Source organism: Dictyobacter kobayashii (genome assembly GCF_003967555.1).
Classification (GTDB): Bacteria; Chloroflexota; Ktedonobacteria; order Ktedonobacterales; family Ktedonobacteraceae; genus Dictyobacter; species Dictyobacter kobayashii.
Genome location: NZ_BIFS01000002.1, coordinates 1,648,176 through 1,671,226, shown reverse-complemented (window position 1 = coordinate 1,671,226; position 23,051 = coordinate 1,648,176). Strand labels below are relative to the sequence as shown.

Annotated in this window: 13 protein-coding genes, 1 tRNA gene, 3 rRNA genes and 1 pseudogene; 9 read left to right on the top strand and 9 right to left on the bottom strand. The window is 48.9% G+C overall.

Annotation, left to right across the window (positions count from 1 at the left end):
- Positions 1-214: 214 nt before the first annotated feature.
- Complete coding sequence (locus EL645_RS33760) at positions 215-2,752, top strand: glycoside hydrolase family 3 C-terminal domain-containing protein (protein ID WP_126556846.1); 2,538 nt, start codon at positions 215-217, stop codon at positions 2,750-2,752.
- A 116-nt stretch (positions 2,753-2,868) separates the two neighbouring features.
- On the opposite strand, the gene EL645_RS33755 is transcribed toward EL645_RS33760, so the two are convergent.
- Positions 2,869-3,315 (bottom strand): hypothetical protein, encoded by a 447-nt coding sequence (locus EL645_RS33755; RefSeq protein WP_126556845.1) that lies wholly within the window; start codon positions 3,313-3,315, stop codon positions 2,869-2,871.
- Positions 3,316-3,621: 306 nt separating this feature from the next.
- Between EL645_RS33755 and EL645_RS33750 the strand changes: the two genes are divergently transcribed.
- From EL645_RS33750 to EL645_RS46015, 3 genes and pseudogenes are all read left to right on the top strand, one after another.
- Positions 3,622-4,089 carry an SRPBCC family protein gene (locus EL645_RS33750; protein ID WP_126556844.1) on the top strand — a complete coding sequence of 156 codons (468 nt, stop codon included), beginning with the start codon at positions 3,622-3,624 and terminating at the stop codon, positions 4,087-4,089.
- A 119-nt stretch (positions 4,090-4,208) separates the two neighbouring features.
- Positions 4,209-6,122: an ADP-ribosylglycohydrolase family protein gene (locus EL645_RS33745; RefSeq protein ID WP_161977913.1), complete on the top strand. Its 1,914-nt coding sequence runs from the start codon at positions 4,209-4,211 to the stop codon at positions 6,120-6,122.
- Positions 6,123-6,445: 323 nt separating this feature from the next.
- A pseudogene (locus tag EL645_RS46015) lies at positions 6,446-7,296 on the top strand (SCO6745 family protein).
- 91 nt (positions 7,297-7,387) lie between these two features.
- On the opposite strand, the gene EL645_RS33735 reads toward EL645_RS46015, so the two are convergent.
- The 6 genes from EL645_RS33735 to EL645_RS33710 form a co-directional block, all read right to left on the bottom strand.
- Entirely contained in the window at positions 7,388-7,861 is a 474-nt protein-coding gene (locus EL645_RS33735) for a DUF2231 domain-containing protein (RefSeq protein WP_136625341.1), read from the bottom strand.
- A 204-nt stretch (positions 7,862-8,065) separates the two neighbouring features.
- A complete protein-coding gene (locus EL645_RS33730) occupies positions 8,066-8,509 on the bottom strand; it encodes a thioredoxin family protein (protein ID WP_126556841.1) in 444 nt (147 codons plus the stop codon).
- Between the two features lie 3 nt (positions 8,510-8,512).
- The gene (locus tag EL645_RS33725; protein WP_126556840.1) at positions 8,513-8,953 is read right to left on the bottom strand and encodes a DUF4395 domain-containing protein; all 441 of its coding nucleotides are present in this window, start codon (positions 8,951-8,953) and stop codon (positions 8,513-8,515) included.
- Between the two features lie 179 nt (positions 8,954-9,132).
- A tRNA-Ala gene (locus EL645_RS33720) sits at positions 9,133-9,208 on the bottom strand.
- A 114-nt stretch (positions 9,209-9,322) separates the two neighbouring features.
- A 23S ribosomal RNA gene (locus tag EL645_RS33715) occupies positions 9,323-12,281 on the bottom strand.
- A 307-nt stretch (positions 12,282-12,588) separates the two neighbouring features.
- Positions 12,589-14,091 (bottom strand): 16S ribosomal RNA (locus EL645_RS33710).
- 778 nt (positions 14,092-14,869) lie between these two features.
- Here EL645_RS33710 and rrf point away from each other — a divergent pair.
- The 4 genes from rrf to EL645_RS33690 all read left to right on the top strand — a co-directional run bounded on the left by rrf (position 14,870) and on the right by EL645_RS33690 (position 18,500).
- Positions 14,870-14,986 (top strand): 5S ribosomal RNA (gene rrf / locus EL645_RS33705).
- 797 nt (positions 14,987-15,783) lie between these two features.
- Positions 15,784-16,035 (top strand): hypothetical protein, encoded by a 252-nt coding sequence (locus EL645_RS33700; protein ID WP_126556839.1) that lies wholly within the window; start codon positions 15,784-15,786, stop codon positions 16,033-16,035.
- Between the two features lie 286 nt (positions 16,036-16,321).
- The gene (locus EL645_RS33695) at positions 16,322-16,993 is read left to right on the top strand and encodes a serine/threonine protein kinase (protein ID WP_126556838.1); all 672 of its coding nucleotides are present in this window, start codon (positions 16,322-16,324) and stop codon (positions 16,991-16,993) included.
- Complete coding sequence (locus EL645_RS33690; RefSeq protein WP_161977912.1) at positions 16,914-18,500, top strand: protein kinase family protein; 1,587 nt, start codon at positions 16,914-16,916, stop codon at positions 18,498-18,500. Before EL645_RS33695 ends, EL645_RS33690 begins: the two co-directional genes overlap by 80 nt.
- 31 nt (positions 18,501-18,531) lie before the next feature.
- Here the strand turns inward: EL645_RS33690 and EL645_RS33685 are convergent, their stop codons facing one another.
- Both EL645_RS33685 and EL645_RS33680 read right to left on the bottom strand, forming a co-directional pair.
- Positions 18,532-20,241: an MptA/MptB family glycosyltransferase gene (locus EL645_RS33685; protein ID WP_126556836.1), complete on the bottom strand. Its 1,710-nt coding sequence runs from the start codon at positions 20,239-20,241 to the stop codon at positions 18,532-18,534.
- 268 nt (positions 20,242-20,509) lie between these two features.
- On the bottom strand, positions 20,510-21,628 hold the full coding sequence (locus EL645_RS33680; protein WP_126556835.1) for a Gfo/Idh/MocA family protein: 1,119 nt from the start codon (positions 21,626-21,628) through the stop codon (positions 20,510-20,512).
- Between the two features lie 437 nt (positions 21,629-22,065).
- On the opposite strand from EL645_RS33680, the gene EL645_RS33675 reads away from it, so the two are divergent.
- Entirely contained in the window at positions 22,066-22,923 is an 858-nt protein-coding gene (locus tag EL645_RS33675; RefSeq protein WP_161977911.1) for a class I SAM-dependent methyltransferase, read from the top strand.
- Positions 22,924-23,051: the final 128 nt, after the last annotated feature.

Here is a 23,051-nt window from a genome sequence, read left to right as displayed (position 1 = left end):
AGTTTCTATCCAGTATTAACATATTAATCCCTCTATTCTAAGTATCGTTTTACAGCTTTGCAACTTGTAGCCCGGGTTAGTTATAATATTGGGAAACGTCAGGCTTTATACATTATGCGATGGCGCATTTGCATTGCCTGACATATACCACCAATATATTTTTCTCCACCACCACCAAACGCTACGATGCGCACAGAACGAAGGGAGTTGTCTTATGCATGCGAAGGTAGAAGACCTGCTCGGTAAAATGACACTGGAAGAAAAAGTCTCATTGCTAGCTGGTGCCTCGATGTGGAATACCATCCCGATTGAGCGCCTGGGTATTCCCTCACTCAAAGTATCCGATGGGCCAAATGGGGCTCGCGGTGAGAGCAATCCCATCCAGAGAGACGATGCCGGCGTCACCTCAGCCTGTTTTCCAGCTGGCATCTCGCTGGCAGCCACCTGGAATCCTGCATTGATTGAACGCATTGGGCAGGCACTGGGCCAGGAGGCTAAATCCAAAGGGGCTCGCGTTTTACTGGCTCCTACGGTGAATATCCATCGTTCTCCGCTAAATGGCCGTAACTTTGAATGCTACTCAGAAGATCCCTATCTATCGGCCAGGATGGCGGTGGGCTATATTAAGGGCGTGCAGAGCGAGGATGTGGGCGCAACCGTCAAACATTTTGTGTGCAACGACTCCGAATTCCAGCGCAACAGTATTAGCTCAGAGGTTGGCGAGCGTGCCTTGCGTGAGATTTACCTGCCTCCATTTAAGGCCGCCATTCAAGAAGCTGGTAGCTGGCTGGCAATGGCCTCATACAACAAGATCAATGGAACTTATGCCAGTGAGAATCCCTATACCCTGACTGATATTTTGAAAAAGGAATGGGGCTTCGATGGTGTAGTGATGTCCGATTGGTTCGGCACCCAGAGTACAGTTCCATCGATCAACGCTGGCCTGGACCTGGAGATGCCCGGGCCCGCTATCTGGCGCGGTGAAAAGCTGCTCCAGGCGGTTAAAAACGGTGAGGTGGCCGAGAGCACCATCGATGATAGCGTTTCGCGTCTATTGCACCTGTTCATTAAAGTGGGTCTGTTTGAGGTTCATGAAGATGGTCCAGAGCAAGCTCTCGATCTACCAGAACATCGCGCCTTGATCCGTGAGGCCGGGGCCGAGGGTTGTGTGCTGCTCAAGAATGAGCGGGACATTTTACCTTTACAACCCGAAAAGCTACAGTCAATCGCGATCATTGGACCCAATGCCAGGACGGCACGAATGATGGGCGGCGGTAGCGCCCTCGTCAATGCTCATTATTCAATCTCACCATATGATGCTATCGTGGAGCGCGTGGGTGATCAACTCTCAATTAATGATGAGACGAACTTCGCCAGCCACAACTTACTCCCTCTAATCGACCAGCAACTGTTTAGCTCGCACGATGGAGATACTACGCCGGGTTTCGCTATCGAATATTTTCAGGGGCATAACTTCACCGCTAAAGCAAACGAGACGGATCACAGCGCAAGCTCCGAGAAGGTCTGGTTTGGCGTGGTTGCCGATAACATTGATCCACTCAACTTTTCAGCGCGCTTCACAGCTCATATCCGGCCTCAAAAATCAGGGACACATCAGTTTAGCCTGGCCAGTGCAGGCTTGAGCAAACTATATATCGACAGCAAAGAATTAATCAATAACTGGGATCACCAACTCCCGGGCCAAACCTACTTCGGTATGGGTAGCCAGGAAGTAATCGCCTCAATCGAGCTTACAGCCGGGCAAGACTATCAGTTGGCGATTGAATATACGAAAGGCGTTGCCGCAATCTCTCTTGCGGCTGTGCGTGTGGGTCTGATGGCTCCGGTGTCGACTAATGCGCTGGAACGCGCGGTGGCACTGGCAGCCAATTCAGATGTTGCGCTGGTCTTCGCTGGTCTAAATGGAGAGTGGGAGAGTGAAGGCTTTGATCGGCCCAATATGGATCTAATGGCCGAACAGGTAGAGTTGATCGAGAAGGTCGCCGAGGCCAATAAAAATACCATTGTCGTGCTAAATACCGGCTCGCCGATCACCATGCCCTGGCTCGACAAAGTCCCGGGCGTCCTGCAGTGCTGGTATCCTGGCCAGGAATGTGGCAATGCCATCGCGGATGTGCTCTTTGGCACGGTTAATCCGTCAGGGAAGCTCCCCCAGACCTTCCCGCAGCGGATTGAGGATAATCCTGCCTACATCAACTATCCAGGTGAGAATGGGCGCGTACATTATGGCGAAGGCCTGTTCGTTGGGTATCGCTATTATGATAAGAAGAAGGTTGCACCCCTCTTCCCCTTTGGCTTTGGACTCTCCTATACCACTTTTAGTTATAATCCCTCTATCCAGCTCAACACGCAGAGTTTAAAGCCCAATGATACCCTGCAAGCTGCCATTCGGATTACAAATACAGGCCAGCGCGCGGGCAAGGAGGTGGTGCAGCTCTATGTTCGGGATCTCAAATCAACCCTGCAGCGACCGGAAAAAGAACTTAAAGCTTTTGCCAAGCTACACCTGGAACCTGGTGAGAGCCAGACCGTCACTTTTGAACTGGAACGCGCAGCTCTGGCCTATTATGATGACCTGGCCCACCAATGGGTCGCCGAAGCCGGTGAGTTTGAAGTTCTGATCGGCTCATCAGCACAGGACATTCATGCGCGCGCCACTTTTACCCTGACGGAGACCAGCCATTTTGGAGAACGCATAGAAACCAGGCAGAACAGCACAACAGGAGCTTGATGCCAGGCTGATCACGCCAATAGATCTTATAGAGTGATGGGCTACTGTTGACAAGAAGCAGTAGCCCATCACTCTATAAAGCGGCTTATATATAGTTGCCATGGTAAGTAACAGCGCTACTTTACGATCACAAAATTGGTGATAACCGTCAATTGGTCAGCATGCAATATTTTTGCCGCATCCACATGTCCATTGGCCTGCACCACCGCACCTTGTTGTATATCTTGATTGCGCCCCAGAGTTACTTTTTGGTTGGCAGCCCAAACAATATGCACAATATTGCTGGTGCGCTGATAGGAACCATCATTGGCTTGCTCGAGCACATAGCCTTCCAATGAGGTATTGCCTGAAGTCGAAATAACCTCGCAGATTACGCTGGTCTGGCTGCCAGCCGCAGCCGACGCGAACTGTGGTCCGGTCGATATCTGTATCGACCCTGGAATAGTTATCAGATGATTGGCATATAAATAGAGCAATACAATCGCAATCACCCCAATAATCAATGCTATCGGTCCCTCACGACGAGGGGACTTACGCGGCCCTCCCTGTCTGGAATCTCTCATAGACCCTGACTCCTCTCCAAGAGAAATAAAATATATCTATTGCATATGCATCTAACAAAGTAGAAAACGCATTGGAGTATGCTCTTCCAACCACCCCTCTCTGGATCAAATATATACTTGCCATAGCGCAGAAACCATATCGGAAATATAGCATATGCCTATAATAGAAGCAATGCAAACATCATGATTGCCCGTATTTACCTATGATTGAAGTCCCAATGTGGCAAAAAAGATTCACATACGAGAGAAGAAATATATAATATTATAAATACTTAACAATACGACCAGAAACTCAAAGGACAGAAAATGGCTCAAAAGATCTTTGAACAAGATATCTACATTGCTGCTCCACCAGAAAAGGTAAAGACATTTCTAACTTCATTGCATAACCATCGGCAAATACATCCACTGATTGTTGATATCCAACTTGTGGAGACCCCCATCACGCACGCCGATGGGAGTTTAGTTAGCCACTACCGCGTGCGCGATCGTATTCCATTGGGACCATTCACCATTTCGGTTACCTATAGCGTTACTATGCAGATAACGGCGAATGGAGATCTTAATTCTACCGCGGCGCAATTTCCAGCCGTCTATCTCTTTAATACCACCAAATGCTCAGTTGAGGGGGATGGTACGCGGGTCAGTGAGTATATCAAAATACAGGCGCCAGCATTGCTCATGGGCACAACATATAAGCAAGCCAGTCAATCACATGTGCAGATGTTTCAGCGGCTCAAACAATTACTTGAGAACGCATCAAATGATGATTGAACAGGCAAACAAACAACAAGTTTCGTTTATTTTCATTATTGTATTATTCCGCAATAGAAAGAGGTCGCTACGATGCTAGATCTTAATAGTGAAGCTTTTCGTAATAAGGTGTATGGTTGTTGGCTGGGCAAAAATTGTGGTGGCACGCTGGGGGCGCCCTCGAAAAGGCTTATGGAGAACCGGAGCCATTCGATGTCTGGTGGTATCCCGAGCTGAAAGAGGGTGGCATTCCTAATGATGATCTGGAGATGCAGCTTATCTGGCTCAAAGCGTTAGAGGAGATCGGGCCTCAATTGCGGGCCGCTGACCTGGCACAATACTGGCTGGATCACATCGGGTACAACTGGGATGAATATGGCTTGAACAAGACTAATTTGCGCCTGGGCCTTTTGCCACCGGTTTCCGGCTATTATAATAACTGGTTTAAAGACTGCATGGGTAGCCCGATCCGCTCCGAAATCTGGGCCTGCATCGCTCCAGGTATGCCTAAAATCGCGGCTAAATATGCTTATGAAGATTCGATTGTGGATCATGCAGGGGGTGAGAGCGTTTTCGGTGAGCTATTTAATGCCGCCATTGAGTCGGCGGCCTTTGTGGTCTCTAATCCGATACAATTATTGGATATCGGCGCCTCGTATGTTCCACCCTGGAGCCAGACGGCGAAAGCTATCACTGCGGCTCGCCAGGCCTATACAGATGATGTGGATTGGAAGTCGGCGCGCAGACGTGTGCTTGAGGCTACCCCACATTATAATGCCCAGTATTCACCTATCAATATAGGTTTCCAGGTCATTGGTTGGCTATATGGTACTGATTTTGGCGATGCCATATGTAAAGCGGTCAATTGTGGGTATGATACCGACTGTACCGGAGCTACCCTTGGCAGTTATCTGGGTATTGTCGCCGGTGGGGCAGCGTTACCTCAAAAATGGACCGAGCCGCTGGGCGAAAATATTTCAACCAATGAATCCTGGGGAGGACTCAACTACACATTGGTCGGCCGCAATCCGATTCCCGCCAATCTGGCTGAACTGACCGAGCGTGTCTGTATTCAAGCTAAACGTGTATTGACTGCCCATGGAGTGCTCAACGGTGACTCTATATTAAATGTGGAGATAGAAGATCTCTATGCTGATGAGAGTATCCATGCTTTATGGAATGCCAGTGCAACCCACATCGAATATCCTAATAGCGCCCTGGGCGTCATAGTAGACTATATCAATACACCGGCGGTGATCCCTGGAGAAAACAAAGAACTGCTGGTTCAGCTTACAAATCCACATCCAAAAGAACAGGTTGTCCGCTATGAACTCTATGGCCACCACGGCTGGGAAACCGCGACACAGTCTGGTGATGTAGCAATCCCGGCCAGCTCAAAAGCGGACGTTAAGCTAACCATTCCAGTTCCAACCACCGCAGCAGTCGAGAACACCAATCCACTGTTCCTGGTTATCATCCCTCAGGAGCGCCCGATCCAACCAGCCATTCCAGTCGTCTTACTTGGGTCCTATCGTTACCTGCATTCAGAACTCTATCCTGCCAATGGGCTATCGGATCGTGAGCTATTTGACCAGGTGCTTGAGCCAGAAAAGATCAGCAACACAGATCTGATTCTGACCCGTGAGGGCCGTCCCGGTCAATGGCGCGATTTATACGCGCGGGACAATGAATTGCCATTGCAGGATATCTTTTCCAATGCGGGTGTGCTCTACACACGTACCTATATCTGGAATCCTGGAAATACGATTGAAGCCTGGATTGGAGCGGCTACCAATTGTCCATCTAAACTGTGGGTTAATAGCCAGTGGGCCCTGGAGTCATTCCGCTATCCACTGGTAAGGCCTAACTATGGAGGCAACAACGAAACCTATGCCAAAATGCCATTGCGCTCGGGCTGGAATGAGATCGTACTCAAGTCAGTACGTGGAGAAAATACACCGACCTTTGTAGGATACTTAATGCTGAGTGACGCCAATAACTTGCATGCGGGCCTGTCCTCAATCGGTCGCACTCACACACCCTGGGATAAATAATCATTCCTCATTGAGAATGCTTTAAAAACATGTCGCTCGTGCCTGCGACGCTCAAAAAATTGTATATAGTGGTGCAGAAAAAGTCTGCAAGTCATGCTCATAGCAGCTCTCCCTGATGATGGGAGAGCTACTTTATATACCTTAAACTGCAAGTGAGCAATGACTATCTAAATACCAAAACAGGATTGTATACTTTCATTGAGAAAGATAGCTGCATAGTTATAACGATTTCACTTTTTATAGTAAAGCAGGAGAATTGTATGGGTACAATGTTGACCAAATTATCAGAGCCAGATAAGCATCCTTCGCGTGTAGCCTGGACAATGCTGGAGCCCTATCATGCTATGATCTATTTTGCGCCTGAAGCGCGTGCGGCCTATAGTGCTGCAGGCTTGAAGGGCTATTGGATGGGCTATTTCGCGTCGCGGGCGGCGGCAATGGGACCTGTGCCAGCCTCGGTTGTCACGGCTACATTTTATAATTTCCATCCTGCCATGGTTGCGCGAGCGATACCTGACGCATGGCGCCTCTCAACACCAGAACAGATCCTGTCTGCGCGCCTGGGTGCTGCGGATGCTGCCCTGCGCCGCTTATTGGGTGAGACTATTACCTCATTTGAGCTGACAGAGGCGGCGGAAATTGCCAGGACTGCGGCAGAAGCCTGTACAGTTGCTGGCCGTCCTCTCTTTGCGGGCCACGCCGCGTTGCCGTGGCCCGACCAGCCGCACCTGGTCCTCTGGCATGCTACTACCCTGCTACGCGAATTTCGGGCGATGGCCATGTGGCCGCCTTGCTTACAGAAAAGATCGATGGCTGCGAGGCTCATCTAACACTTACAGCAACCGGACGCGTGGCCAGAGAGACCATCCAGCCCAATCGTGGTTGGAGCGATGACGAGTGGAGCGCTGCACAAGAGCGACTGACACAGCGTGGCTGGTTAGACGACTCTGGAGCTCTGACAAATGAAGGCCAGCATGGTCGTAGCCGCATTGAGCAGCTCACAGATGATCTGGCGCTAACACCCTGGCAATCTTTGGGAGAAAACAACTTTGCGCGCTTACTTTCATTGATGCGCACAATCAGCACAAAAATTGTCGAGCAAAAAGGAGTCCCGTCACCAAATCCTATCGGGTCCCCGACCCGGGTCGCTAATCCTGGGCTAACTACCGATTAGACAAAGATCCCGGCGTAGTAGTGTTTAAGCTTTGTATCTATGCTGTCGTGCAATTTATGCTATTGCTACGCCGGATCGCTATTTTGTACACTTAGATCCTGATTAATTGTTGAGGCAGGTTTAAGAAAGAACGAATTTCGGGATGGCTGATCTGCCCACCCAGGTAACCTACATATATAAATACAATTACACTCACGACCAGGATAGCCATAACTGTAATCTGGAGATAACGAGGTAAGGTTGGCTTATGACTGTAGAAAACTACTCCAAATAATGAAATAGCACCAGCAAAAAACATCAAGATCAGACCGATACGCGCCATCGATTCGTGATCGTGCACCATAGAATCCGGTACATGGGTAACACTTTCTAAAACATTTCTCGCACCATCTCCGGATAGATAAGCCACGGCAGTGAAAAGAGCCACGACTACCAGAAACCAGAGAGAAACCTTTTGCAGGAAGACATTTTTGAACACCAGGGCGATGAGAAACATAATACTGATAAAGATTGAACCAATGATGGGGAAATGATTCACCAGGAGATGTATATGGGCCATGTTCATACAGAAAAACTCTTTCTATGCATTGTAAGCTAAATTGGATGGATAATGTCCATTACACTGTCCGCTTCTAGTATGAAAGAATATGATTAAGTGTAGATGAAAATTTGTGAGTCATAAGCCAAAGGTCCTGGCCACCAGAATAAAAAACGAGCATAGATATTTTCGTAATATCTATGCTCGAAAGCTTGTATTTCCACAAACAAATTAAGAAACAGCCAGATTTAAGATTGTATTTACCTGCTCCTGTAGACGTTGAGTATTAGCGAAGCCGTAGTTGACAGCATGTGCATTGCCCTGGGCGTCAAGTACGACAGTGGTGGGCACGGTCAGAACTTTGTAGCGCTCGGTTAAATCATGCTGAGTAGTGGCGTCAACATTGATTACAGCAACATGTTCACCGTGTTGTTTGAGCAAGCGATCTAGAGCCGGTTGCTGCAATGTATGGCATTGGCGACAATCTTCACTACTAAACGCTAAAATACGCACCTGATGCTGGTCTTCAGACTGTGAGGAGGGTACAGTTAATGGTGCTGCCGCCAGTGCTTGCTGGCGGCGTCGTGCAACCAGCATGCGACCAGCCCAAACAGCGATGCTTACAAGAAGGCAGACCAACAATAATATAACCAGCCGGAGTGAGAAATCAGACATAACTTAGATGCCCCTCCAGCGGAAACCACCCTCATAGCGCACGCGTGGCATTAGTCCCCAGCGTCCAAGATAATAATAGACAAAACAGCCAGCGCAGAAGCCAACAAAGACATTTATCGCGGCCAGTATAAATACAATAATAGTTAAAACCCAGCCCAGCGTCGTAGCAGAGGTTAAAAACAAGACAATACTGGCAGCCAGCAAGAAAGTAGCGCCCACTCCCTGAGCGAAGCGGTGAGGTGCAGGATCATCTTCTACCATGCGTGGCTTAAGCCAACCAGCACGAACCACTAGCTGACGATAAATAAATCTGAAAGGGCTGGCAGCAGGTGCGATAGCACTAAGCGCCAGAGCCAGACCGGTAATAAGGACCAGGATTGGTAGATTTAAAAGAAAGCTGAGTGCAGACAATATAAGTACACACGACTGCGAAAATTTAAGCATGTGTGCATCCACGCGGGAATAGATAGCATAATAAAAATAACCTCCCTATGACGCATTCCTTAGATTGGGGACCGCCTTGTATAAAAGAAAACCACGTCACGGCTTAAAATATTCCGAGCCGACATAATAAAAAATAGAGCTGAATGTAGCCTGTAAAACTACACTCAGCTCTATTCGGGTGGTGGAGACAAGGAGATTCGAACTCCTGACCTTCGCCGTGCAAAGGCGACGCTCTACCAACTAAGCTATGTCCCCATAAAACAACTAGAAAATAGTATTCCCTCAATTTTGCCGAGCGCCAGATCAGCCTGTGCGGAAGCAGCGGACTCGCATCCTCAGAATGCCACGATGAAGATACCAACGAGTAGGTGAAACAAGCCGTACGATCATTAGGGCGACTTCGCTGCACCTGTTACCAGGCGTCCACGTGTCGTCTATCTACCAGGTCGTCTTCCTGGGATCTTGATCCTACGAATAGGATGGGAGAACTTGTCTTGGGTGCGGCTTCGCGCTTAGATGCCTTCAGCGCTTATCCCTTCTCAACATAGCTATCCAGCTCTGGCCCGGGCAGGCCAACTGGCACACCAGCGGTTGAGCCATCTCGGTCCTCTCGTACTGGAGATGACGCCCCTCAATTCTCCTACGCCCACGACGGATAGAGACCGAACTGTCTCGCGACGTTCTGAACCCAGCTCGCGTGCCGCTTTCATGGGCGAACAGCCCAACCCTTGGGACCTACTCCAGCCCCAGGATGCGACGAGCCGACATCGAGGTGCCAAACCTTGCCGTCGATGTGAACTCTTGGGCAAGATAAGCCTGTTATCCCCGGGGTAGCTTTTATCCGTTGAGCCACACTCCTTCCACTCGGGAATGTGGGATCACTAAGCCCGACTTTCGTCCCTGCTCGACCTGTCCGTCTTGCAGTCAAGCTCCCTTCTGCCTTTGCACTCTTACGGGTGATGTCCATCCACCCTGAGGGAACCTTTGGGCGCCTCCGTTACTCTTTGGGAGGCGACCGCCCCAGTCAAACTACCCGCCTGATCCTGTCCACGTCCCGGCTCACGGTGACGTGTGAGAAACAAAACACAACGAGAGTGGTATTTCACTGCTGTCTCCCCTACCCCCACAAGGATAGGTTCTCCAACTCCCACCTATGCTACGCACGCTCTGCCTCGTTTCGAGGTCAAGGTGTAGTAAAGCTCCACGGGGTCTTTTTGTCCTGTCGTGGGTAACCCGTATCTTCACGGGTACTTCAATTTCGCCGAGTCCTCTGTCGAGACAGTGCTCAACTCGTTACTCCTTTCGTGCGGGTCGGAACTTACCCGACAAGGAATTTCGCTACCTTAGGACCGTTATAGTTACGGCCGCCGTTCACCGGGCTTAGATTCGCAGCTACGATCACCGCTCCTCGTAACCTTCCGGCACTGGGCAGGAGTCAGCCCCTATACTTCCGCTTTCGCGTTCGCAGAGACCTGTGTTTTTGGTAAACAGTCGGTTGAGCCAATTTCTTGCAACCCCCTCACGCCATCCCGAAGGACATCGCTACTAGGGTACCCCTTCTTCCGAAGGTACGGGGTCAATTTGCCGAGTTCCTTAACAGAGGGTCGCTCGATCACCTGGGGAGAGTTCCCCCTGCCTACCTGTGTCGGTTTGCGGTACGGGCGGAGTATACTCTGGCGAGAGGCTTTTCTTGGCGGCTTAGGGCCGATGACTTCCGCGGACTGACGTCCGCTCGCTGCACGTGTCATGCACAGGAAACCGGGATTTGCCTCGGCTTCGCACTTCACCGCACAGACCCATCCTGTCCATTCGATGGGCTCACCTTCCTTACCGCGTCCCCCCATTGCTCATAACGAGCTACTCCGGTGCAGGAATCTCTGACCTGCTTGCCATCGCCTACGACTATGACGTCCTCGGCTTAGGACCCGACTTACCCTGGGACGATTGACGGTGCCCAGGAACCCTCAGGCATTCGGTGTGTCTGGTTATCACAGACATGACGCTACTCATTCCGGCATTCTCACTTCTGCGCGCTCCACCAGTCCTTACGGTCTGGCTTCTCTGCCCGCAGAACGCTCCCCTACCAATCCATCTTGCGACGGATTCCATGGCTTCGGTACCTCGCTTGAGCCTCGATACGTTGTCGGTGCCACTACACTCGACCAGTGAGCTATTACGCACTCTTTAAATGGTGGCTGCTTCTAAGCCAACATCCTGGCTGTTTGGGCGTACTGACTCCCTTTGACACTAAGCGCGGATTTAGAGACCTTAGCCGATGGTCTGGGCTGTTTCCCTTTTGACGACGAAGCTTAGCCCCCGCCGTCTCACTTGCATGCATGCTGTCCTGGCATTCGAAGTTTGGTTGGGTTTGGTAACCTGCACGAGGCCCCTAGCCCATTCAGTGCTCTACCTCCAGGATAGTGTTTCATACAGCTGTACCTCAATACATTTCGGGGAGAACCAGCTATCTCCGTGTTCGATTGGAATTTCTCCCCTATCCACAAGTCATCCCCCAGTTTTGCAACACTGGTGGGTTCGAGCCTCGACGGACTGTCACATCCGCTTCACTCTGCTCATGGATAGCTCACACGGTTTCGGGTCGCATCGCCGCAACGTTCGCCCTCTTCAGACTCGGTTGCCCTGGGGCTCCCCAACTTTAGCGTTGGTTAACCAGGCTACGACGATGCACTCGCCGGATCATTCTACAAAAGGCACGCCATCAGCCCTTGGTTCCTCCTGGAACAGTGGCCTCTGACTGCTGGTGAGTACGTGGTTTCAGGGTCTCTTTCATCCCCCTCTCGGGTGCTTTTCACCTTTCCCTCACGGTACTTGTTCGCTATCGGTCGCTGAAGATGTGTAGCCTTGGAGGGTGGTCCCCCCAGCTTCCCACAAGGTTTCACGTGCCTCGTGGTACTCAGGATACCGATCCACTCCTCTCGCTCGTCCTTTACGGGACTCTCACCCGCTCTGGTCACGCTTTCCAACGTGTTCAAGTAAGCAAAAGTTGTTTGTTATCGGTCCTACAACCCCAACCGTCCCAAGGGATGGTTGGTTTGGGCTGGTCCCGGTTCGCTCGCCACTACTACGGGAATCTCGGTTGATTTCTTTTCGTCGGGTTACTGAGATGTTTCAGTTCACCCACTGCCCCCCGTCACTGCCTATGTGTTCAGCAGGCGGTCTCCAGACATCACTCTGGAGGAGTTGCCTCATTCGGAATCTCGGGGTTCATCGCTTGTATGCAGCTCCCCCCGAACGTTTCGCCGGTCTCCGCGTCCTTCTTCGGTCTTCAGCGCCAAGGCATCCACCTCGTACTCTGTGTAGCTTGTTCTCTTCGTTCAGATCTACATCATGTCTCTGGAATGCTTTGACTTTTTCTTAATCGAAAAAATCGATCCTCTGCTTCAACTCTGGCTGACCTATAAATCGCTCAGCAAAATTGAAGGAATACTATCTTCAGTTGTTCAGGTGCACTGTTGGTCGTCATCCTTCCGTAGAAGGGGACGCTGTACCCCAACAGCTCAAGAGTGGAAACCAGTCCAACCATCTGGCGTGAACACGTACCGATTCCTGGTCGACCTGGAAGTGGGATGAGTATAAAACGTCTTTCGTTGAAAGACCTCATCCAAGCTCCCTAGAAAGGAGGTGATCCAGCCGCACCTTCCGGTACGGCTACCTTGTTACGACTTCACCCCAATCACTGACCCCACCCTCGACGCTTGCCCCTCTTGCGAGTTAGCCCAGCGGCTTCAAGTGTTGCCAACTTTCGTGGTGTGACGGGCGGTGTGTACAAGACCCGGGAACGTATTCACCGTAGTGTGCTGACCTACGGTTACTAGCAACTCCAACTTCATGGAGGCGGGTTGCAGCCTCCAATCTGAACTGAGGCCAGGTTTGACGAGATTGGCTCCCCCTCGCGGGTTCGCAACTCTTTGTCCTGACCATTGTAGCGTGTGTGTCGCCCAAAGCGTAAGGGCCGTGCTGACTTGACGTCATCCCCGCCTTCCTCCGTTTTAAAACGGCAGTTTCGCTAGAAAAATTCAACTAACGACAGGGGTTGCGCTCGTTGCGGGACTTAACCCAACATCTCACGACACGAGCTGACGACAGCCATGCAGCACCTGTGGATCCGCCCCGAAGGGACAGCCCGTTACGGCTGGTGCAAATCCATGTCAAGCCTTGGTAAGGTTCTTCGCGTTGCATCGAATTAAACCACACGCTCCGCTGCTTGTGCGGGTCCCCGTCAATTCCTTTGAGTTTTAATCTTGCGTCCGACTTATGTCTAGCTGTGTACACGTAATCGGTACTCCAGCGGACATACTGTGTAACTACGACACTGAAGGGGTCGATACCCCAACGTCTAGTGGTCATCGTTTACGGCTAGGACTACCAGGGTATCTAATCCTGTTCGCTCCCCTAGCTTTCGCACCTGAGCGTCAGGTACTTCCCAGGACACTGCCTTCGCCATCGGTGTTCCTCCGGATATCTACGCATTTCACCACTCCACCCGGAATTCCGTGTCCCTCTGAAGCCCTCAAGTCAGACAGTTTCCGCAGTACTTCGTCGGTTGAGCCGACGACTGTCACCACAAACTTACCTGACCGCCTGCGTGCGCTTTACGCCCAATAAATCCGGACAACGCTTGCCCCCTACGTATTACCGCGGCTGCTGGCACGTAGTTAGCCGGGGCTGATTCCTCTGGTACCGTCCGTTCTCGTCCCAGAGAAAAGCAGTTTACGATCCGAAAACCTTCTTCCTGCACGCGGCGTTGCTCGTTCAGGGTTGCCCCCATTGACGAAAATTCCTCACTGCTGCCCCCCGTAGGAGTCTGGGCCGTTCTCAATCCCAGTGTGGCTGATCGTCCTCTCAGACCAGCTATCGATCGCAGTCTTGGTAGGCCATTACCCCACCAACCAACTAATCGAGCGCAGGCTCGTCCTCAGGCGCCCTTGCGGGCTTTGCTCGTTGCCGAGCCTATGCGGTATTGTCGGCGATTTCTCGCCGGTATTCCTCACCTGGGGGTAGATAACCCACGTGTTCCTCACCCGTCCGCCACTCCCTTATTGCTAAGGGCGTTCGACTTGCATGTGTTAGGCACGCCGCCAGCGTTTATCCTGAGCCAGGATCAAACTCGCCATCCAATTTTTATATCATAGTCACTCAGCGAGCAACTATTTATTGCATGTGAAGTGCGATCATGGCCAAGTCATGATAACATTGGCTTTATTTCGCAGATTATTGTGGTCACCATGGACACGTCCATGGGACCGAATTGACAGGAACTGGTTTGTGTATTCACTGAGTTCCAGTTGCTGTTCTGCTTTCCACTCTTCAGTTGTCAAGGTACCGTGCGAAACGATTGTTTCGTGTTTCGACAAGCATCAATTGTTTTTACGCTTGCTTGTCTCGTGTGCTGTAGTATCGCATATCCATTGTGACTTGTCAAGCCTTTTCCAGAGGAATTTTGCTTGCTTCCGAAATCTCGTTATCCAGTTGATCAGGATATCATTATTGCAGCCAGCCTAAAGAGCCCTGTGGTTTTTTAAAGAATAAAAAATCAAACTACTCAATTTAGGAGGTGCTCTGATTTCAGAGGAACCACTTTAACGTGGCACAATGGTTACGAAGGGACAGGAGCACTTGTTCTTTAAGTATAGACCAGGTGATTGTCTCATTTCGACAGCTCAATGATTATGCCACAGGGTATAGGATTTTGTCAAGCATTATTTAGCGCTGATTTGCTAAACGAAAATTTCGCTAATCGGTTCCTCCAAATTTAAAATTCATAGACGTACATCCTACACATGAATATTAAAGAGGAGAAGCAAAGAGATTAAAAATAGCGCCTTTAAGGGGTTGACAAAGACTTTGAGCTGTAGTATTATTCCTCAAGTCGAGAACACCTGTATGTGCAGGCGAGCTGGTGACTGTAGAGAAGAGGGCACACCCGTTCCCATCCCGAACACGGAAGTTAAGCTCTTCATCCCCGATGATACTGCGTGGGCAACTGCGTGGGAAAATAGGAAGTCGCCGTCTCACCCGCCCACACGGGTGTTTTTTGTTGCCCACTTTTTATATTGCCTGTAGATTTGGGCATCTCTATACGATGGACATTCTTTCCTGTGTGGAGTGTGTGCTGAGCGGCCGCGGCCGCTCAGCACACACTCCACACTCCACACTCCCACCCCGGCGCCGCAGGCGCCAAAGAGGAATACTGGACAGCCCTGAATTTGTACATTTAGATCTTGAACAACGAAGCGAGACGTGTTATTCTATACAGACAATGAAACGATGGGGATACAACCTTGAGTCGCCCCCATACGTACTACCAATATGTTGGGTACAATAAACCAACGTCGAACAATCAACGAAGAATAAAAGACATTCACTCACAAAGTGCCAGGCAGCAAAGTAGTTTTTGGCCACACCACTTCGGCATAGGTGCCTCTTCTATCGAGAAGCAAGATGTGATAAAGCAGCCCACAGACGGGAAGCTTTCGCGATTTTTCTTTCAGCCTTTTTGTACATAGAATGAGGTTTATAGCAACAATACCTTGCCGAGGGGAATACAGATCTGGTTATGGCCACTATTTGTACGCATAAGCGCCTGGACTCAGTTACTAGCAAGACCATCATCTGCTTATCTCTCCTCCTTAATTATCTATTCGCCCACGTTATCACGATGGCGCTGAATAGGACCTTGCTGGTTGCTATCTGCAACATCCCTGAGTAGTAAATTCCACCCAACGGTGAGCAGACTACTCCACTCTATCTACAGACATCACACAGCTTGTAATCTACCCGGCCACTACGCTGGAGGAGAGCTTAAAACCATGACACACTATCAGATGCAGTTGATTGTACCTATTGACGACTCTAACTGCAAAATCCACAAGGAAATCGAATATTTAGAGCAGTGCTTCAAGGATATTATTGGTAGTTTTACTTCTTACACAGACCAGCTTTATCGTGTTTATAGCTTGATCTGCACCGAAGAGCAGTCAGACAAACTGTCAACCAAGATGCGGGGACGTTGCGCGCTCTTAGAAGTTGTGCCTGTAACATCCGTGGCTCCGGTGGCATAAATATCTTTCGGAATCACCATCCCCTGTGGCTAACTTATCTTTATACAGGCGCTCTATCTATGTCATGCATACTATAGAGCGTCTGTATAGATATCTACTTACAGTCAATCAATCAACAAACCTCTAGCATTCAATCCTCTTCCTCTTCCCCTATCAATAACCATCTTTATCTCTGCGGGTGCAAATCTGTGCTATAGTACGTCTATATATATGTTGGCCATAATTCTTTATTTTCCTCTTGTAAATGGCTGTTTAGCTGGTATTTATCATTAACAAGGACGTTGGTATGGATTCCTCATTGCTCTACTGCCTGCACTGCGGAGCCGCAAATGATGTCGCGGCCACTCATTGCTTCGCGTGCGATCATCAATTAGATCAGCAGGAGCTTGATGCTGAGCCGGAGGCGTTACTCCATGATCGCTACCAGCTGCTCTACAAAGCTGGCATTGGTGGTTTCGGTGCGGTCTATAAAGCCCTGGATACGCACAAAAAAAATCAGAGCGTCGCGCTCAAACAGATTATGCTTCGTGGCTTGACTGCGCAGGAAGTCATTGAGGCTACCGATGGTTTCAATCGCGAGGTGCAAATCCTGTCGCGCCTCTCTCATCCCCATCTACCAGCTATCCTGGACCACTTTACAGACGCGGAAAATTGGTACCTGGTAATGAGTTTTATCGCGGGCGAAACGCTGGAGACCTATATACTCCATCCAACTGTTCCAGAGCAAACCCGCACCCTGCCATTCCATGAGGTACTTGATATTGCTATGCAGCTCTGCTCGATATTAGATTACCTCCATACACATCAGCCACCAGTTATTTTTCGGGATCTCAAACCTGGTAATATTATGCGTACGCCAGAAGGTAAACTCTATGTGATTGACTTTGGTATTGCCCGCCATTTTAAACCTGGCCAGGCCAAACATGATCTTTGGTTCTCCCGGCTATGCCGCACCTGAGCAATATGGTAAAGCGCAAACAACGCCGGCCGCCGATATTTATAGTCTGGGCGCCTTGCTGCATCAACTACTCACAGGTATCGATCCCGCTGAAAATCCTTTTCGTTTTGCACCGTTACGCCTCTATGGCACAGATGGATTGGGCCAGCTGGATGCGCTAATTCAAAGTATGGTCTCACTACATGTAGCGCAACGCCCCACCAGCATAAAAGAGGTTCGTGCTGAACTACAAGATATTCTGAGCCAACAACAACCCACCAGGCGGTACAGCAAACCTATTACACCACCTGTCAGCAATACCGGGACCGGCAGCAGGCAGCAACAAATTCAACGCCCCGCACCACCTGTTGCAAAAACAACGGGCCGGCGCAAAGTTTTACAAGGCATGCTGGCGCTAGGTGTATTAAGCCTCTCACTTCGTGGCATAGGAGGCTACCTGTTCAATCACTATCCCAGCGCAGTCGTCTATAATGATCAACATGCAGGTCCAGGACCTCAACAACTTGAGGAACGGTTTATTGCGGCAGGTCATTACCAGGACCCGGGAGAAATAAATGTTGTTCGCTATGCTCCCAATCACAATGCTGGTCTCGTTGCTGCAGGTAATATCCATGGGGTGGTTCGACTTCTAGATTCTGTCACCACTTCCGTCCTGGCCAGTATATCTATCGCAACTGATTCGATTATGGATCTTTCATGGTCCTATGATGGAAAATACCTTGCCTGCAGTACTAGAAAAGCAGTTTATATTGTGGAAATCACAGACAGCAGGACCTCAACTAATCATAGTGTGCAGTTTTCCAGTCCGAAGTTGGTTTTTAGTGGTGAACCACAATGGATTGACACAGATACAACTATTTATACTATAGCCTGGTCGCCTCAAGAGTATCGCCTTGCAGTGAGCGATTACACCTTCACAACGCGTTTGCTTCAGTTTGATCCCAATAAGATGAGTGTTATGGACATAGGCCATTATCCGGATAAACAACCAACCAATCCATCTGGCATAAATTATGCCACCAATCAATTGGCCTGGTCCCCCGATGGAGCACAGCTTGTTTCACCTATTGCATCAGCCCGGTACAACATCTGGCAGACAAAAGATCAAACAGTACTTCCAGGTTGGTCAGCAGACAACAGTATTTCAGGGAATATGGTTGGTTGGCAAACAAATAGCCCTTACCCAATCACGCTAATTTCAAACAATAGTGTGTATCTGGAGGATACACATAGGGCTATAAGCTATACCCATATATTCCCTGAAAATATTGCTGATTTCGCCTATAGATCATCAGTATCCGCTATCTTTATCGCCCTGGCGAATGGGGATATTTATTATTGGAAACCGCAGGAGGCAGGTCCTCGATTGATCAAAAATGGAGATGATACCCTGGCAGCTTTAAATTCTATTACGGCCTCACCTGAGCATTCATTGGCTGTAGCCTTTTCAGATGGCAACATAATATTCTACGATTACTACGACGGAACCGGGCCTCAAAATTATTGATCATAACCTTTTATGTTAACGCAAGAATAGCCTATAAAGATGGCTCAGCATAGAGTGTTTTTTGCTTGAGGCGGCCGCGAGCATAACTGATGCCTATAATTAAAAATGGAATTCCCCATACCCATAGGCTGGTTAAGTAAGTTGGTTGCAGATTTGGCAGCAGATTGTAAAAAATCCATAGCGCATATAAACCAACCATACTGACGGAGAGGCATCTGCTGAACAGGGTTACATCCCATGCTCCAAAGACTAAGCGAACCGGTGTGCGACCAGATGGCGCTTCTTCTTGCGTCACTTCAAGCAGCGCGAAGAGGCCAAAGAGGATGATGGCATACCATGGCCAGTACCAGGGGGAACCGATCACACAATAGAGTAACCACGTAAAGGCTAACCATGCTACCAGCGCTGGCCAGGTGTTGATATATTGTGGTCGCAAAAATGAGCGCACGCAGGTTGCGACATAGACAAATACAAAGAGCCCTGTACTCAATATATGGGATAAAATTTCAAGCTGAGAACCACGATCAATACCATGTGCTAGTGGAATTCCCCTTATCTGGGCATAGGCATGCACAAGCAACTCATAAACACTATTAATGTTGCGGGAAGCCGAGGGCGTCATCGCGAAAACCTTAAGTAAGGCACCGTGATCCCAGAAAGGCGCATGAATCGCGACAATTAGTCCGATGTATAGTAACAACGCCACTCCAACATCGAATAGACGTCTACCCAGACTTCTTACCTCTGGAGCTTGCAGCAAGAGGAACAATAAAATACCCGGCATCAGTACGATATAGGATATCTTGAGGCAGGCGATCAAGGCCAATAGCGTGATGGCAACTAGAAATGGTACTCTGCTACTTTCTGTCCGAGGAAAGAGAAACCAGAGTGCGAATAAGAGTAAAAAGAGAATCGTTGCATCGTTATGCGCATTAACACAAGCCTCTAATAGTAGAAAGGGATTCCAGGCAAAGGCTAGCGTACTACACACCCTCCGTTTCTGCCAGGTGGAGTTATCCACACCGGACTTCAGCTTCTGCAGACGTCCGGTCAAAAGCCAGACGAGTTGGGTAGAGCCCAGGTGCATCAACAACCCAAATATGCGTAACAGTAACTCCATCGAGAGCACATATTTAAAACCGATGGCGGTTGCCAGTAACTGCAAACCTGCGGTTATAGCTAACCAGGTTGGCCCATAGACTGAGGGCTGATGTATCCAGTAGAGAAAGCCATAGACAAAATCGGGCTTTATAGCAGTTGGCGGCACAACCATGGGATTGAGATGATAGAATACTGCCATTCGTGCGTAGGCGATATAAGAAAAAACATCCTGTGAGGTCACTATAGGTAGCAAGATATAGCCAATACCCAGCACAATGGTTGAGCCGATGATAAAGCGGTGCCCGACTTTCGCTGGCAACAGGCGTAGAGAAAAAAAATAAAGTATAAAAATGATGGTAAAGAGTCCTGTAAATGCCTGGGCGAGCGGTAAGGACTTGATCAGGTTGAGCGGCATGGCTTCGCCAACAGCGCCCGGAATAATTGAGTGCTTGACAGGATGTAGATGGTTATAAATAACTGTATATAACCAGAAGTGACGACTGCTAAAAGTTAGATCAGCAATTACAATTACGACCAGAGTGGCTAATAATAGCAGAAAAGGGAAAGTATCTGGTCGCCGTACTATAGATCGCTGTTGCATGTACTTATATTCGGGAGTATCAAGTTTGTTTTGAGCCATACGCAGCAGCTCCTCTATTGATTGTCTTAGCCTTACGCTCTACATTGCAATTACTGTTAAGCTCATAAACTGGTTGAGCCTGTCGTCGGCACGCACATAACATTGCTATCACGTCAAGAATTTATAATCAGTAACAAGAACTTTTGTCGCGAAACTGCTAACAATTAAGCTTCCCATTATAAATGGGATACGGTGAATAACAAACAGGGAGACCGCAAGCTACACATATACGAGCTTGCGGTCTCCCTGTTTGTTATTATGCTCGCTATTATTTAGTCTGACTGGATGCGACGTCAACCCATTGTCGGCTCTCGGTGGCAGCTAATACTGCATCTATAACTGCCTGGCAACGCATACCATCATAAAAAGTAGGGATATCTGCGGTATTGTTTTGCAGGATCGCTTGGACAAAGGCAAAATCTTGATCATAGCGAAAGGTCGTGGTAGGATCTCCGGCGAAAGGTTGGCGGGGCGAACCCGGATAGGTCAAAAATTCACCCGGGACCTGTACGGTCTCTAACTTGCCGCCAGGACGACCATATAAGATCTCATGGGGATGATGGAGATGATAAACAAGGGTGCCTTCGGTGCCATAAACCTCGAATTCATCGAGTCCCTGGCCACCAATACCGCGTCCTTTAGCTACTTTACTTAGATCAAATGAAGCAATAGTTCCTTGCTCACCGCTAAACTCTGCCAGAAAAACTGCACAGTCCTCTACATCTGCTGAAATGAGTTGTCCATCTGCACCGACGCGCTGAGGCACAAAAGTACGTTTTAAACCCGTCACACGCTCGATTGGACCAATCAGGTCCAGGCAGAAATCGATGCGATGAGCTCCCATGTCTCCTATTTCTCCTGATCCGGCCAGTGCGCGTTGCTGGCGCCAGCCAAGACTGGTGTCTCGGAACTCCTGTAAGCGTGCCACGCGTACATGACGTGGAGTACCGATTTCACCATTGAGCAAAAGGTGCTTTAGATAACGCATGCCTGGTACAAAGCGATAGGTAAAGGCGGTCATGGTATGTACACCAGCCTCCTTTGCTGCCTGGTACATCTGTACAGCTTCGGTATAGTTCATGGCTAGCTGCTTTTCAACCAGCACATGCTTGCCAGCTGCGATGGCGGCCAATGCAATAGGCGCATGCATAACAGTCGGCGTGGCGATCACCACTGCATCAATATCAGCTCTAGCGAGCAAATTCTGGTATTGAGTATAGAGATGTTCAACCCCATATTCAGTTGCCCGCTGTTTGAGCAATAATTCATTCGTATCACATAATGCCACTATGCGGGCCTGGGGACACGCTTTTAGTCCCGGTAGATGAACATAACCACTGATGCCCCCCACTCCAATTACCCCAATACCAACTGTTGACTTCTGCATAGCCAGCTGCCTTTCTCGAGAAACAAACGCCTGGGCGACGTTGTTATCATTCTCTAGCTAAGCCATCTAACCCACGGATATGTGTCATACATACCCCAAAATTGGATAGATAAGCATTTATCGCACCATTCTTTTGTATCATACCCTATATTCAGACCTTGCTTGCATAGTCAAAAGAACCACAGATTTGCGCATAACTATTATTTTTCTTCTGCTGGAGCGCGAAATGTCCCTCATTAAGCTTCTATTAAATCTTATGTGACTTGAAAATACGTCCAATTGTATTTAAGCATAATTTATTGACATCTCCTATATCACATATTAAACTTTATAAATTATGAGCTTAAAAACTCATGATCCGGTGTGAAGAACATATGCTTTTACTGCATATGTTTGTAGAGACAGGAAGGCTGAGAAGGCAGAAAGGCTTCATTGTTATGTGGTCCGCAGATACTACTCAGAATACGTATCTCATCGATATTGAAGAAGGGGCTGAGACGGCACGTCTCATAGAACAAGATATTTTATTTAATCGCGCCCAGGGCGGCCTCTTTCCCGAAGGTTTGGATTTATCACAGATGGAAAACGTCCTGGATCTAGGTTGTGGTCCGGGAGGATGGGCCCTTGAAGTAGCCTACACCTATAAACATCTCGGCGTAATAGGTGTCGACGTTAATCCCAATATGATGCGTTACGCATTCGCAGAAGCGAGAACCAGGGGCCTTGAAAATATTTCTTTTGAAGTCATGGATGTACGCCAGCCTTTGGAGTTTCAGGAGGCATCGTTCGATCTAATTAATGCACGCTTCATCGCAGGCTTTATGGATCGCGCCAGCTGGCCTCTGCTCTTACTTGAATGCCTGCGCTTACTTAAACCGGGAGGAATCATTCGCCTGACAGAAATGGAAACCAGCTCTTCTAGTAGTGCTTCTCTGGATCGTTTGAATGGCTATCTCTATCAGGCGTTACAGCAGCAAAAACGCTCCTTCTCGGTCAATGGACGCAGCATTGGGGTTGCGTACATGCTCGGCAAACTTTTACAGGATGCTGGCTTTCAAAAGATTCGCAGGTTCCCATTCATTAATGATTCATCCCATGGAGCCGAATTGCATTACAGCACGACTAAAGATATTGAGGTCTTGTATCCCTTGATCAAACCTTATTTAATCAATTCAGGTATTGTGGATGAGCCCACCTTCGATGCCGAGTATAAGACCATGCTGATAGATATGCTTGGTACCGATTATGTGTCCCTGGGATTTGGACTTATAGTTGTAGCTCAAAAAGGCGCTTAATCGCTTCGCTAACACCTCTATCAAAGATCAAGTCATAGCAACCAGCGCAATGATATGGTGGAATCTTTTGCGAAAAGATTCCACCATATCATTGCGCTCATTTGAGCCGCACTTTCTTCAATCGTTGC

What these genes read in the sequence shown, in the direction of transcription:
- EL645_RS33760 (WP_126556846.1), top strand. Translation starts at nt 215, where the DNA reads ATGCATGCGAAGGTAGAAGACCTGCTCGGTAAAATGACACTGGAAGAA.
- EL645_RS33755 (WP_126556845.1), bottom strand. Translation starts at nt 3,315, where the DNA reads ATGAGAGATTCCAGACAGGGAGGGCCGCGTAAGTCCCCTCGTCGTGAG.
- EL645_RS33750 (WP_126556844.1), top strand. Translation starts at nt 3,622, where the DNA reads ATGGCTCAAAAGATCTTTGAACAAGATATCTACATTGCTGCTCCACCA.
- EL645_RS33735 (WP_136625341.1), bottom strand. Translation starts at nt 7,861, where the DNA reads ATGAACATGGCCCATATACATCTCCTGGTGAATCATTTCCCCATCATT.
- EL645_RS33730 (WP_126556841.1), bottom strand. Translation starts at nt 8,509, where the DNA reads ATGTCTGATTTCTCACTCCGGCTGGTTATATTATTGTTGGTCTGCCTT.
- EL645_RS33725 (WP_126556840.1), bottom strand. Translation starts at nt 8,953, where the DNA reads ATGCTTAAATTTTCGCAGTCGTGTGTACTTATATTGTCTGCACTCAGC.
- EL645_RS33700 (WP_126556839.1), top strand. Translation starts at nt 15,784, where the DNA reads ATGACACACTATCAGATGCAGTTGATTGTACCTATTGACGACTCTAAC.
- EL645_RS33695 (WP_126556838.1), top strand. Translation starts at nt 16,322, where the DNA reads ATGGATTCCTCATTGCTCTACTGCCTGCACTGCGGAGCCGCAAATGAT.
- EL645_RS33685 (WP_126556836.1), bottom strand. Translation starts at nt 20,241, where the DNA reads ATGGCTCAAAACAAACTTGATACTCCCGAATATAAGTACATGCAACAG.
- EL645_RS33680 (WP_126556835.1), bottom strand. Translation starts at nt 21,628, where the DNA reads ATGCAGAAGTCAACAGTTGGTATTGGGGTAATTGGAGTGGGGGGCATC.
- EL645_RS33675 (WP_161977911.1), top strand. Translation starts at nt 22,066, where the DNA reads ATGTGGTCCGCAGATACTACTCAGAATACGTATCTCATCGATATTGAA.